The 12,961-nt window shown below is 72.0% G+C and carries 9 protein-coding genes and 1 pseudogene; 1 reads left to right on the top strand and 9 read right to left on the bottom strand.

The features are described 5' to 3' along the window. Positions 1–23 precede the first annotated feature (23 nt). The 4 genes from ACFSL2_RS06630 to ACFSL2_RS06615 all read right to left on the bottom strand — a co-directional run bounded on the left by ACFSL2_RS06630 (position 24) and on the right by ACFSL2_RS06615 (position 5,339). The gene (locus ACFSL2_RS06630; protein WP_377197090.1) at positions 24–596 is read right to left on the bottom strand and encodes a hypothetical protein; all 573 of its coding nucleotides are present in this window, start codon (positions 594–596) and stop codon (positions 24–26) included. Between the two features lie 136 nt (positions 597–732). Beyond that, on the bottom strand, positions 733–3,042 hold the full coding sequence (locus ACFSL2_RS06625; RefSeq protein ID WP_377197089.1) for a glycoside hydrolase family 9 protein: 2,310 nt from the start codon (positions 3,040–3,042) through the stop codon (positions 733–735). A gap of 55 nt (positions 3,043–3,097) precedes the next feature. Next, the gene (locus ACFSL2_RS06620) at positions 3,098–4,108 is read right to left on the bottom strand and encodes a hydroxyacid dehydrogenase (protein ID WP_377197088.1); all 1,011 of its coding nucleotides are present in this window, start codon (positions 4,106–4,108) and stop codon (positions 3,098–3,100) included. Between the two features lie 115 nt (positions 4,109–4,223). Beyond that, positions 4,224–5,339, bottom strand: a complete 1,116-nt coding sequence (locus ACFSL2_RS06615) for a substrate-binding domain-containing protein (protein ID WP_377197087.1) — start codon at positions 5,337–5,339, stop codon at positions 4,224–4,226. A gap of 109 nt (positions 5,340–5,448) precedes the next feature. On the opposite strand from ACFSL2_RS06615, the gene ACFSL2_RS06610 reads away from it, so the two are divergent. Beyond that, a complete protein-coding gene (locus ACFSL2_RS06610; protein WP_377197086.1) occupies positions 5,449–7,455 on the top strand; it encodes a DUF2264 domain-containing protein in 2,007 nt (668 codons plus the stop codon). A 23-nt stretch (positions 7,456–7,478) separates the two neighbouring features. On the opposite strand, the gene ACFSL2_RS06605 is transcribed toward ACFSL2_RS06610, so the two are convergent. The 5 genes and pseudogenes from ACFSL2_RS06605 to ACFSL2_RS06585 all read right to left on the bottom strand — a co-directional run. Continuing rightward, a complete protein-coding gene (locus ACFSL2_RS06605) occupies positions 7,479–8,393 on the bottom strand; it encodes a carbohydrate ABC transporter permease (RefSeq protein ID WP_377197085.1) in 915 nt (304 codons plus the stop codon). Next, complete coding sequence (locus ACFSL2_RS06600) at positions 8,390–9,487, bottom strand: carbohydrate ABC transporter permease (protein ID WP_377197084.1); 1,098 nt, start codon at positions 9,485–9,487, stop codon at positions 8,390–8,392. Before ACFSL2_RS06600 ends, ACFSL2_RS06605 begins: the two co-directional genes overlap by 4 nt. 42 nt (positions 9,488–9,529) lie before the next feature. Further along, on the bottom strand, positions 9,530–10,840 hold the full coding sequence (locus ACFSL2_RS06595; RefSeq protein WP_377197083.1) for an ABC transporter substrate-binding protein: 1,311 nt from the start codon (positions 10,838–10,840) through the stop codon (positions 9,530–9,532). Positions 10,841–11,083: 243 nt separating this feature from the next. Continuing rightward, positions 11,084–11,977 (bottom strand): cytochrome c oxidase assembly protein, encoded by an 894-nt coding sequence (locus tag ACFSL2_RS06590; protein ID WP_377197082.1) that lies wholly within the window; start codon positions 11,975–11,977, stop codon positions 11,084–11,086. Positions 11,978–12,095: 118 nt separating this feature from the next. After that, a pseudogene (locus tag ACFSL2_RS06585) lies at positions 12,096–12,890 on the bottom strand (CopD family protein); the annotation flags it as partial. Between the last annotated feature and the right edge of the window lie 71 nt (positions 12,891–12,961).

Genomic DNA, 12,961 nt, shown 5'->3' with positions numbered 1-12,961 from the left:
CGCCCCGTCCTGCCGGGCGGCCGTCAGTCCTCGTCGAAGGAGAGTGCGAACTCCTCGATCGCCGAGACCACCTCTTCGACGATCGCGAGGTTCTCCGCCCGGTCGTTCGGCACCTCGAGGCTGTGGTCGGCGTTGTCCACCTCGACGACGTCGGCGTCCGAGCCGTCGGCGAGCTCGCCGTCCCACAGGGGGTCGGCCGTGCCGCCGATGAGCAGGTGGTTCTCGTCCAGCTCGGCGGCCGTCTCCTGCACGTCGGGCGCCTGCTCGCTGGTGAGCAGCGGTGTGAGCCAGACGCCCGGCAGCCCCAGACGCACGGCCAGCGGCATCGCGAGCGTGCCGAGCGACTTGGCCACCACCAGGTGCAGCGTGTCGTCTCCGGGTGCGTCCTCGCCGAGCACCTCCGCGTAGGCGGTGCGTGCCGAGTCGAACGAGGGTGCGGTGGTCCACTCCAGGGTGCGGATCGTCCAGCCCAGGTCGTGCAACGCGCCCCGGGCGTACCAGAGCAGCGGTGCCATGGCGGTGTAGCCGCTACCGGGCAGGACCGTGGCGACCCGCGCCGGGTCGGCGGCGGTGACGTGCAGGTCGTAGGTGGCCACACCCTCATCATGGCAGGCGGGCCGGGAGGGTTCCTGGCGGGGGCCTCCGGGCGGTCGGTACGGGGGTCGAAGGGCTGAGCGGGCCGGGTCAGGAGCGTCCCTGACCCGGCCCGCGCGGCTACCGCTGGTCGTGCGGCTACCGCTGCTTGTGCGGACCGGACTTCCGGCAGGCCGACCCGTCACCCAGGTCGGCGGCGAAGGACGCGACCCAGGCGAGCGACGAGTTCCAGTTGATCGTGATCTCGTTGACGGCCCACGCGCGGATGTCGTCGACGTAGCACCACTGGGGCAGACAACCCTCGAGCCACGCGCCGGACACGGGGTCCTGGATGCTCGAGTTGGGTCCGCCCGCGACCGTCCCGCGGGGTGGGGTCGGCAGCGCCGGGTCGAGGCTCTGGGCGTACCAGCGACTGTGCTGGTTGTGGGCGTAGACGGTGCCGTACCCCGTGATGTAGGACATGCCGAGGACGTTGCGGCCCAGCAGGTAGTCGAGGCCCTCCAGGACCGACCGTGCATATTTCTTGTGACCCGTGAGGTCGAATGCCGTGGCGATCACCACCTGGTTGTTGAGCATCGAGCTGTTGGAGCCCCACGCGTAGCGGCCGTCGGACGGCGTGTAGGTCTGCCCGAAGGCCTCGCGCTCCTGGAGCGTGACCAGCAGGTCGGCTCCCGCCACGACCGATCGCCGTACGCGGTCGCGATCGGGCAGCCGCGACGGCACGGTGGCGAGGTCCAGGCGGGCCAGTGCGGCGACCGAGCCCCAGTAGAAGCCGTCCGGGGAGAACACCTCGGCCTGGTGCAGCGGACTGTCGGTCACGTCGCGCTGGTACGGGGCGGAGCCCGTCGTCAGGTAGAGCTCCGCTGCGGCCCAGTAGAACTCGTCCTCGACGTCCGAGTCGGCGTACGGACCGCCGCCGGACTCACCGTCCGCACGTGGTGCGAACAGCGCGGGATGGGCCCCGGCCGCCGCATAGGCCGTGGTCGACGCGTCGAGCAGCTCGTCCGCGAACGAGGGGTCGAGATCGCGCCACAGCCGCGCTCCGGTCGCGGCGACCGCCGCGAGGTTGAGCGTCGCCGCGGTGGACGGCCGGTGCAGGGCGCGGGCCTTCGGGTCGGCGGAGGGGAGCAGCGGCAGCCCGGTCCACTCCACGTCGTGCACCTTGTGGTGGACCATCCCCGCGAGGGGCTTCCCCTCGGGCACCTGCATCTTGAGCATGAACTCGAGGTTCCACCGCGCCTCGTCGAGGATGTCGGGCACCCCGTTGTCCCGTTCGGGAACGTTCAGGGTCGAGTCGGTGAGCGCGCCGTCGTCGACGACGGCTGCGTGCAGGGTGCGCTCGTACGCGGACAGCAGCTGGTGGGTCGCTATCCCGCCGTTGACCACGTACTTGCCGTGGTCGCCCGCGTCGTACCAGCCTCCGGTGACATCGAGCGTGTAGTCGCAGGTCCAGCCGTCCATCCACGGTGCGGGCTCCTGGCACGGCACCGCGCGGTCGCCCTGGTTGGGGGCCACGCCCACGTGGCCGGCGGGGCGCGCGTACTCGGGCCCGGCGACGGCTCCGTCGATGGCCGTACCCGAGCGGTTCGTGTAGAAGAACCTCATCGCGTCCGACCGCAGGTCCTGATAGATGTCCGCGTCGATGTCGAACGGATGGCTGGACGCGTCGCCCACCACGAGGCGCACGTCCCGCGCCGGCTTGGTGTAGGAGGAGAAGTCGAGGCCGTGCACCGGCTCGCCCGACGAGGGGTCGGTTCCCCGCGGCGTCGTGGTGCCCTGGCCGAGCACCGTGCCGGCTGCCGACTGCAGGCTCCACTTCTGCGGCTCCGTCGCGCTGGTGACCACCGTCGCGGCCTTCGGGCCGCGGGGGAGGTAGCCCGCCTGGTTGACCTTGACGGCCGGGCCGGTGTCCGGCACGTGCTGGTAGGGCGGACCGGTGAGGCTGATGTCGTCCAGGCAGGCCGTGTACGCGCCTGCGCCCCCGAGCTGGAACTGCAGGGTGTTGTTGACCGGGAGCTCCTGGTCGGGCGTGACGAACGTGTAGGTCGTCGTCGTGGCCGCGGTCCCGACCGTCGTGCTCCTGGTCAGGTAGGCGCCGCCGCCGGAACCGTCGGTCGGTTGCACGACCGGTCTGATCGTGACCTCGCGGTCGGCCCGCGCGGTGAAGGTGAGCGTGTACTCGGTCGCCGGGCGGAACGCCAGGTCGTTCTGTCCCGCGATCGCCCCCCACGGGTCCGCGACGTCGGGCACGTCGACGCACAGCTCACCGGTCGACACGTCGGGCGTCATCCCGGCATTGGTCCACCAGGGTTTGCTGCCCGCGTCGAACGTGCCGTTGATCAGGAGCTCCTCCTGCTCCGGTGGAGCCGCGCCCACGGCAGGCAGGGCGCCAGCGGACATCAGCACTACGAGAAACGGCGCGACGGTGCGCCATCGTGTTCGGACCACGTTGTCCTCCTTCTCATCTTTCTCAGCGAGGCTCGGACGAGCCCCGCCGTGAGGCTCAGGCCGTGATGGCAAGAGTCTCGGGCCGTACGGGTGTACGGAACCTCCCGGTACGGAGCCACGACTCCACCTCGTCCACCGCGGCGTCGCCGAGGCGCCGGAGCTCCCCGCCGATCGAACCGGCGACGTGCGGGGTGAGGACCACGCCGGGGTGGTCGTACAAGGGCGAGCCCGCCGGCAGCACCTCGGGCTCGGTGACGTCGAGCACCGCACGGACCCGGCCCGACACGACGGCCTCCGTGAGGGCGTCGGTGTCGACGAGCCTGCCGCGTGCCGTGTTGACCAGTACGGAGCCCGGTCGCATCAGGGCGATCCGGCGGGCATCGGCCAGGTGCCGGGTCTCCGGCAGGTCGGGAGCATGCAGGGTGACGACGTCGGACGCGCGGAAGATCTCGTCGAGATCGACCCGGCGCGCGCCGAGCTCCTGCGCGCCCGCGTCGTCGACGTAGGGGTCGTGGAGCAGGAGGTCGAGGTCGAAGGCCGCGAGGTGGTTCAGGACCCGCCGGCCGATCCGTGATGCCCCGACGATGCCGACGGTGCGCCGGTAGTTGCCGATGCCGGGGAACCGTTCGGTCCAGTCGGCGCCCGCACGCTCCGCGCGGTAGGCGGCACGCATCTCGTCCATCCGCTTGTTCGCGAGGAGGATCTGGGCGACCGTGTACTCGGCGACCGGAGTGGCGTTGGCGTCCGCTGCCGAGCTCACGGCGATCCCGGACGTCCAGACCGCGTCGGACAGATGGTTCTTCACCGTCCCGGCGGCGTGGACGACGGCCTGGAGCCGGCCGGTCGTCGACTTCCCGGGGGTGATCAGCGGGCAGCCCCATCCGGTGATCAGCACGTCGGTGGCGTGGAGCAGCTCGCGCGCCGCCGGAGAGCCGAGGTCGTCGATGACCTCGCTGTGTACGTCGGCGAGTGCCGACAGCCGTTGCATGGCCGTCTCACCGAACAGCAGGGGCCTGAGGCCGGGCCGCATGGCGAAGGAGATCGTCCACGGTGTTGATCGCGACATGGGCATCCTCGTCGTCGGGGGTCGTCGCGACGATCATGCGCTCCGCATCGCGCGACAGGCGTCCGCACGCCCGCGAACCGATCAAGACCGCTCACCGAAGCGGTCGGCGGTGGCCTCAGCGTGCGGGCGGTGCGGTCGAGCGGCGCAGCACCAGGCGGGGGACGAGGCGGACCCGTTGGATCGCGGGGCGGCTGCCCGCCACCATGCGGTGCGCGGCGATGGAGACCGCGAGGCGGCCGACGTCGTGCTTGGGCGGCGCGACCGCGGTGAGCGGCACGGAGCCGAGGGACGCGAGGACGTCGTCGTAGGCGACGATCGACAGGTCCTCCGGCACCCGCGTCCCGCGTTCGAGAGCGAGGCCGAGGAGTGCGACGGCGTCGTCGTCGGAGTGGACGATCACGGCGGTGGTGCCCGTGGCCAGGCACTGGTCGAGGATCGAGCCGAGCGCCGTGTTGCGCTGCGACAGGTCCTGTTCCTCCACGACGAACCGCACCGGGGGGAATGGAGCGTGCAGCCGCCCTCGCGCGTCGAGCGCCTTCTCGAACCCGTCGACCAGACGCGTCGACGTCGGCGTGGTGGCCCGGACGGCCAGCGCGACCCGTTCGTGACCCGTCCGCGCGAGGTGGTCGAGCGCGACGTCCACGCCGGCCTCGTGCTCGGACCGGACGTAGTCGACGGACCGGGTGTTGCAGCTGCGCTCCACGAGCACCACGGGCTTGTCCATCGTGTCGTACCAGGAGGGCAGCCGGGTGTCCGTAGGGCGTGCCGTCGCGATCAGGAGCGCGTCCACGCGCGCACGCCGGAGCCGCTCGACGATCCGGCTCTCCTCGGACTCGTCGTAGTACGACGTGGCAAGGACCAGCCGGACACCCGACTCCCGCGCGCCCTGCCGGGCCCCGGCGAGGATCTCCTGGAAGTAGCCGTGCCCGGAGGGGACGACCATGCCGACCACCCCGAGGCGGTGCCCGTCGTCGGCGTCGGTGGGAATCAGGACACCGCCCCCGTGGACGCGCTGGAGCTTGCCCTGGCGGGCGAGTGTCGCGACGTCGCGGCGGGCCGTGACCAGCGAGACGCCGAACCGTTCGGCGATCTCGGGCACGCGTACCGAGCCGTGCAGCCCGAGCTCCGTCAGGATCGCCGCACGCCGTCGTGCGACGAGGTCCCGCTCACCTACGTTCATGAGGCCCCTGTCGTCCGGGTCGGACAGCGCTGCGGTCGCACCGTCGGGCATCGGTCATTCTGCCGCGTGCGGGACGGCGATCGGTGACCGTGTCGAGCAAACCGATCGTAATCGATCACTGCCGGTGGACTCGGTCGGTCGGCGCCGCAAGGATCGGTCCATGACGATGACGCCCCGACCCGCCGCTGACCGATCCGCCCACGACGGGACGGCCTGGCCAGGGGCGTGGGGGCCCGCACCGGCGGACGACCGGGCCACCAGCCCCGCGACCGGGTACACCCGCGCGCACTGGACCGCGGCTGCCGACGGCCTGCTGCGTTCGGCCTCCCGCTACGCGACGGCGAGCGGTGCCCGCATCGTCCTGGACGGCGAGCCGTCGTGGAACGGGCCGGACTCGGACGCGCTGGAGGGGTACGCACGCACATTCCTGCTGTTCGCGTGGCGGCTCGCGGGCACGGGCGAGATCGCTCCGGAGCTCCTCGACCAGTACACCTCGGGCCTCGTCGCGGGCACCGACGCCGGGCACCCCGAGGCGTGGCCCCGGGTCTCGCCCCGCTGCAAGCAGGCGCTCGTCGAGGCCGCCTCGATCGCCCTGGCGCTGCACCAGACCCGGCGCTGGATCTGGTCCGGTCTCCCGGCCGAGCAGCGTGCTGCTGTGGTCGACTGGCTGCTCGGCGCCTTCACGGTGGAGGTCCCCGACAACAACTGGCACTGGTTCCGGGTGGTCGTCGCCACGTTCGTCGAGTCGACGGGCCACCCGCTGACCGACGCCCAGCGCGACGTCGTCGACGCGGACCTCACGCGGATCGAGGAGTTCTACGTGGGCGACGGGTGGTACCGCGACGGAGCGGGGGACGGGGACCGGTTCGACCACTACGCGGGCTGGGCCATGCACTTCTACCCGGTCCTGTGGCACCGCATGTGCGAGTCGCTCGACCCGGCGTCCCCCACCGCCCAGGCCTCGGTGGCCGCTCGTGACGTCCATCGGGTGCGGCTCGGGCGCTTCATGGAGGACTACCAGGACCTCGTGGGGGCCGACGGCGCCCCGCTCTTCCTCGGCAGGTCGCTCACCTACCGCTGGGCGGCCGCCGCCGCGCCGCTCGCCGCGGCGCTCGACGGCACCTCTCCCTGCTCGTCCGGGCTCAGCAGGCACCTCGCGAGCGCGATGCTGCGCTACTTCCTGGACGGCCGCGCCATCGGGACGGACGGCATACCGCACCGCGGCTGGTTCGGCCCGTACCGACCGATGATCCAGGGATACTCGGCGCCTGCCTCCCCGTTCTGGCTGTCGAAGGCGTTCGTGTGCCTCCTGATCGACGCGGACGACCCGTTCTGGTCCGACGTCGAGGAGCCGCTGCCCGCCGCGTCGGAGAGCCGCACGCGCTCGCTGCCCGCGCCGGGTCTCGTGCTCTCGTCGACCGTCGAGGACGGGATCGTCCGCGTCGCGAACCACGGCACGGACAACCACCACCCCGGGGTGCCGGACGACGCGCTCTACTCGCGTCTGGCGTACTCGACCGCGACCGCCCCGGTCCTCGGCGACGCGGCCGCCGTCGTGCCGGACAACCACGTGGGGCTCGCCACGGGCGGGCGGATCTCCCGCCGCGGGCGGATCCACCGGCTGCCGGCGCAGGACGGCGCAGGCAGCTCCTGGCACGTGCCCACCCGGGTGGACGACGGTGTGGTCACCGAGGTGCCGGGCGCCCGTATCGAGACCGTCAGCGTGCTGGAGGGGCCGTGGGAGCTGCGAGTCCACCGGGTCGAGGTGGGGGAGGAGTGCGAGGTGGTGCACAGTGGCTGGGCCGTCGCGGACGACGTCGAGCCGAGGGTCGAGCGGGTGGGTAACGGGATCCGGGTCACCGGTCGCTCCGGGCTCACCAGCGTGCTCGTGCCGCTGCTCGGACCGGCCGGTGACCCGGTCGTCCAGGAGGTGCCCGGTGGCACCGCCCTGGGCGGGCTCGCACTGGTCCCGTCCGTCACGACGCGCGGCGTCGCCGGCGGGAGCGTGCACGCTGTCCTCGTCGGCCTCGCGGGGTCGGCGGCGCTCCTGGAGCTCGACGAGGTGCCGCCCGTCCACGTCGAGCGGACGGGCGGCGGCGAGGACGTGGTCCGCGTGACGATGCCGTCCGGCACCGTGCGCACCCTGGTCCTCGGCCGCCGCCCCTAGCTCTTCGGCTCAGCCCCTGTGTCCTAGCCCTTGACGGCGCCCTGCATGATGCCGGCCACGAGCTGGCGGCCGACGACCGCGAACACGACCAGGAGCGGCAGCGTGACGAGGAAGGCACCGGCCATGATCAGCGAGTAGTCGTCGCGATAGCCCGCCGTGAGGTTCTGCACGGCGATGGGCAAGGTCGGATTCTGGGACCCGAGGACGATCGAGGGCCAGAAGAACATGGTCCACTGCATCACGAAGATGAACAGACCCAGCATCGACGCCGCCGGCAGGGCAGCCGGCAGGGCGATGCTCCAGAAGGTGCGGATCATCGAGGCGCCGTCCACCCGGGCCGCCTCGACGAGCTCGAACGGCAGTGCCGAGTCCAGGTACTGCGTCATCCAGAACACACCGAAGGCACTGACCAGCGCCGGGACGATGACCGCCTGGATCTTGCCGATCCACGACAGCTCCGACATCAGGATGTACATCGGGATGACGCCCAGCTGCGTCGGCACCGCCATGGTCGCGATGACGAACACCAGCAGCGCGTTGCGCCCGGGGAAGCGCAGCTTCGCGAACGAGAACCCGGCCAGCGTCGAGGTCAGCACGGTCGCGAGGGACACCACCACGGCGATGATCGTGGAGTTCGTCAGCGCGAGCCAGAAGTTGATCTGGCTGGACGAGATGACCTCCGCGAACCCCGCGAAGATGCTCGCGTCCGGCCACAGCTGGGGCAGTGCACGCTGGGAGATCGACACCTGGTCCGAGGAGCCGAGCAGCAGCGTGTAGTACAGCGGGAACGCCGAGACCAGGAGCACCCCGGCCAGGATCACGTACGTGAGCCGGCCCGGCCGGCGCACCATCGACCCGGGGCTGTACTGCTGCTTGCGGGCGGCCGCCCTGGCGGCTCCCCGGCCGGCGCCCTGCGCGGTGGCCGCGACCGAGCTCATGAGTTCCTCCGGTCCGTCGTGTGCGTGGTCGTCGTGGTCGTACGGAGGCCGGTGCCGCCGGCGGAGCGCGCGTCGGCGAGCATCCGGCGGGTCACCGAGCGGCTGACCTTCGATGTGCTCGGGGCCGACGACGCGATCCGCCGGCTGAGCAGGAAGTTGCCGAACCCGATCACCAGGATGAGCACGAACAGCATCCACGCCACGGCGGCCGCACGTCCGAAGTCGCGCTGGTTGCCCCAGGCGACGTCGTACATGTACAGCACCGTCGTCATCCACTGGCGGTCCGCGCCGCCGAGACCTGCGGCGTCGAACAGCAGCGGCTCGTCGAAGACCTGCAGGCCGCCGATGCTCGCGGTGATGATCACGAACATGATCGTCGCGCGGATCTGTGGCACCGTCACGGAGAAGAACTGGCGCACCGGCCCCGCTCCGTCGATCGTCGCGGCCTCGTACAGGTCACGGGGCACCGCCTGCATCGCCGCGAGGAAGATCAGGGCGTTGTAGCCGGTCCACCGGTAGTTCACCATGGTCGCGATAGCGACATGGCTGGCCAGCCGGTCCTGGTGCCAGCCGATCGGGGCGATGCCGATGCTGCCGAGGAGCTCGTTGATCAGCCCGAACTGGTCCGCGAACAGGCGGCCGAAGATCAGCGACACCGCGATCGGCGCCACCACGTAGGGCACGAGCACGCCCATCCGCCAGAACGTGGCGTGCCGGATGTTCTGGTCCAGCAGGGCCGCCAGGGTGATCGCGATGATCACCTGGGGCACCGCCGACAGCACGAAGATCGACAACGTGTTGCCGAGGGACTTCCAGAACGTGGGCTGGCCGAGCACGTCGGCGTAGTTCTGCCAGCCCACGAACTCGCCCTGCCCGCCCAGCAGGTTCCACTCGTAGACCGACACCACGGCCGTGTACGCGAGCGGGAAGAGGCCGGTCAGCCCGAACAGGATGAAGAACGGCGAGATGTAGAGATAGGGGGAGACCTTGACGTCCCACCGGCCCAGCCTCTGCGAGAGGCCGAGCCTGCGGGGCGCCGGGGGTCTAGGAGCTGCGAGGCCCGTCGCGGGCTCCGCCATGTCGAGTGCGGCCATGTCGTCTTCCTCTGGGGATCGTGGCGGGGAGAGCTGCGCGACCTATTCGAGGTTGAGGGCGTCGAACGCCTCGATCGACTTCTCCCACGACCGCTCGGGATCCTCGTCAGCGGTCTCGACCCGTTCCAGCCCCTGCTGCACCGTCTGGTGGATCGCGAAGTAGTTCGGCCCCTTGAACGGGTTGGCCTCGATCGCCTCGGCGCGGTTCGAGAAGATCTCGCCGACCGGGGCGTCGTTCATGAACTCGTTCACGTACGACTGGACCTGCTCCGACTGCTGCGCCTCGACCTGGGACGGGAAGTTGCCTGCCTCCTCGAAGGCGGCCGTCTGCTGCTCGGGTGCGGTCAGCCAGGCCGCGAGCTCCTTGGCCTCCTCGATGTGCGAGCCCGACGCCGGGACGGTCAGGAACGACCCGCCCCAGTTGCCGCCCCCGCCGGGGAACACGTCGGCGATGTTCCAGCCGTCGACACCACCCGAGTTCGACTCGATGGAACCGGTCATCCACGCCGGGCACAGCATCGTGGCGAACGCGTCCTTCTGGAACCCGGTCGCCCAGTCCTCGCCCCACTGCGCGAGCCCGGCCGACAGCCCGGCGCGGTCCTGCTCGACGATCGTGTCGAACAGCTCCTTGATCTCGGTGTTCGTGGTGAGGGGCTTGGGTGTGCCGTCCTCGTTCTCGTAGGCGTGGTCGACCTGGTTGACCAGGCCCTGATAGGTGGCCACGCCGGAGTCGTACCAGGCGACCTCCGAGTTCTCGACGAAGTCCGCGCCGACCGCGAAGTACTCGTCCCACGTGGCGTCGTCGCCGCCGAGCAGCTCGGCGACCTCGTCGGGCTCCGACGGCAGTCCGGCGTCCTCGAACAGGTCCTGGCGGTAGCAGACCGCCTCGGGGCCGATGTCGGTCCCGTAGCCGATGAGCTTGCCGTCCTGGGTCGTGGCCTGGGCCACCTTCCAGTCCATCCAGCGCCCCTCGAGCTCCGGGTCGGTCAGGTCGGTGAACAGCTCCGGGTACTGCGCGAGCTCACTGATCCAGTCGACCTCGATCGCCTCGACGTCGGCCAGCCCCGCGCCCCCGGCCGCCAGCTTGGTGGTCAGGTTGGTCCGCGCGTCCTCGGCGGAGGCCGCGTCGATCAGCTCCACGGTGATGTCCGGGTGGGTCTCGGTGTAGCTCGCGAGGAGCTCGTCGGTGTACCCGAAGTTGTTGAAGGTGGCGACGCTGAGCGTGATCGGGCCGTCGCCGGATGCCTCGTCGGAGCTACCGCAGGCGGTGAGGGCGAGGGTGAGGGTTGCGATGCCGGCCGTCGCCGCGGCGGTGCGGCGGAATCGGCGGGTGGGTCGGGTGCTGCTGCGCACGGTGACTCCCTTGTCTGATGTGGATGGCCGCGTGAAACGGCGACGTCTCGGTGCGGTGTCCGGGCCGTTGGACCGGCCGAGGCTCCCGCGCCTACAGCAGATGCTCATTCCACGCGTCAGACGCGTCAACCGGCGGACCTCCGGGCGAGGGTGCCGCGCAGCGCCAGAAAGGCTCTGATCGGCCAGTCCGCACGGCTCGTGCGACTCTTGCGGGTTCCGGCGCGGCGTGATCGGTATTGATCGTTACGAGGGGAGCGCGACCGATGTGGCCCGGCGTGCGGCGCGCCGCTGGTCGCGTTCGTCGGACGCCGCCCAGCGGGCCGCGATCAGCAGGGCGAGCCCCAGCGCCGGGACCTCACCGAGCGCCCACACGAGTGCTCCGGCGGCCTGCTGGTCGGTCACCGGGTCGCTGAGCCAGGCCGGTCGCGACTCCGCCAGCACGGACACGGCGAGCAGCAGCTGCGAGCTGGTGACCAGCACGAGCCCCAGCCCGGTGTGGAACACCATGGCGGGTGCCAGCATGAGCAGCCGCAGCGGGTAGGGCGGCCGGTGCGGGACGGGGTCGGTGCCGATGAGGATCGTGGTGAACGCGTAGCCCGCCAGACTGAAGTGCAGCACCGCCCACAGGTGCACGACGCCGTTGGTCAGGCTCCGCTCGAACAGCGGTGTCGCGTAGAAGACGGCCATGCTGACGACGACGTTGGCGGTCGCCACCACCGGGTGCAGGAGCACGTGGGCGATCCTGCTGCCGAGCACCGCGAGCAGCCAGTCCCGTGGTCCGCGCGGCCCGTCCGTCGTGGTCGGCAGCGCGCGCAGCGCGAGGGTCACGGGCGCCGCCAGGGCCGCGAGCACCGGTAGTGCGGTGACCAGCACCATGTGCTGCACCATGTGGGCGCTGATCAGCACGTGGCCGTACGCCGCCGGACCACCGCTGGTGACCCAGAGCAGCACGGCCATGGCGGCGACCCAGGCGACCACCCGGCCGCTCGGCCACCGGTCGCCGCGGCGGGCCAGCCGGACGACCCACCGCACGTAGGTCACCAGCCCGGCGATCGCGGCCACCGCCAGCACCGGCTCCGGGCGCCACTGGGTCAGGGCGCTCGACACGGTGAGCGGTGGCAGCGCACCGGCGTCCACGGCGGCAGGTGGTGGCGCCGTGGCCCCGAGCGCGACGCCGAGCCCGACGGCCGCCGCCCACCACCACCACCTCACCGAGCGCGAGCCGGGCCAGGGGCCGTGCTCCGCTCAGGGCGGCCCGCGCGAGCACCCGCCGGCGGTGGGCCCACCCGGCGGCACCGAGCCCGGCGAACAGGACCGTCTTGGCCAGGAGCAGGCCGCCCCACCCGGTGGTCAGGAGCGCGGCGGGCGAGGCGGACAGCTCCAGCGCGGCGAGCACGCCCGAGGCGGCGACGACGGCGTAGCACCAGCCCGCGACCCGCGAGAACCGACGGACCGGGGCGAGGGAGGCCGCACCGTGGGACGCGGCTGCCCAGTGCTCGTGCCCGTGCCCGTGCCCGTACGCGAGCGCGACCAGCACCAGCAGCCCGCCGGCCCAGATCGTCACCGCCCCGAGGTGGAGCCACAGCGCGGAGGCTGCGCCGTGCCCCGGCCCGTGCCCGGCGTGCCCGGCGGCGGCGACCGGAACCAGCGCGAGGAGTGCGGCCGCGAGGCCGGCGGGTACGCGGCCGGGGCGGGGCACCAGCAGCAGCACGACCGCGACCGCCGCGGCCAGCGCCGCGGCCCAGAGGAGGGCCGGCCCCAGGGTCGTGCCGAGCAGCACGCGGACGGCGGGGGTGCCGTCGTCGGCGGTGGCGGAGCCGACGACGGTGAGTGCGGTGAGGGGTAGGCAGACCGCCTGGGCGGCGGCCCAGACCACGGCGGCGACCGTGGCCGCTCGCACGGCCGGAGCGGCCGCCGCCGGCGCCAGGACCGCTGCCGCCAGCGCCAGCCCGCCGATCGTCACCGTCGCGGCCAGCCGGGCGACCACCTCGGCGAGCGGGAGTCCCCACCGGACGAGGACACCGGGGTCGCGCAGCACGGGGTCGCTCATCCCGCCGACCAGCAGGCCTCCGGCGGCGGCGAGCACCGCGACGACGAGCGCGGCGCCGGCCACCGTCGTCA

It is taken from the genome of Promicromonospora aerolata (assembly GCF_042682255.1).
Taxonomy (GTDB): domain Bacteria; phylum Actinomycetota; class Actinomycetes; order Actinomycetales; family Cellulomonadaceae; genus Promicromonospora; species Promicromonospora aerolata.
This window is presented reverse-complemented; position numbering and strand designations above follow the sequence as displayed.